Genomic DNA, 320 nt, shown 5'->3' with positions numbered 1-320 from the left:
GTCATCGATGGCTTCATAGTCCAGCCACAGCTTGAGCTTGCCGCTGTTCTGGTACCAGTCGTCCATGAAGCCTTCGCGGCTGTCAGCGGGCATCAGGCGCAGGAAGTTCTGCTCGGCGCCGTTGCGGATCAGGTCGAAGTACAAGCGCGTCTGAGCCTGGTGCGACACATTGCCGAACACATCAAAGTTCACCGCCAGTTGATAGTAGGTGCGCTCCAACAACGGATAATCGAACAGCCACATCGTCTGCGGTACTTCGCCGATCAGGCCTTTGCTCACCGCCGCGCTGTCGAAATGGCGGAAGACGGTCAACAGTGCGT

At 58.1% G+C, this 320-nt stretch carries 1 protein-coding gene; it reads right to left on the bottom strand.

Going from position 1 to position 320, the window contains the following annotated elements; translation table 11 throughout:
- A partial coding sequence (locus EE949_RS00115; RefSeq protein ID WP_206335683.1) for a fatty acid cis/trans isomerase occupies positions 1-320 on the bottom strand: 320 nt, incomplete at both ends.

It is taken from the genome of Pseudomonas viridiflava (genome assembly GCF_900602065.1).
Lineage (GTDB): Bacteria > Pseudomonadota > Gammaproteobacteria > Pseudomonadales > Pseudomonadaceae > Aquipseudomonas.
The sequence above is the reverse complement of the archived record's forward strand: the minus strand, read 5'-3'. Positions and strand labels throughout refer to the sequence as shown.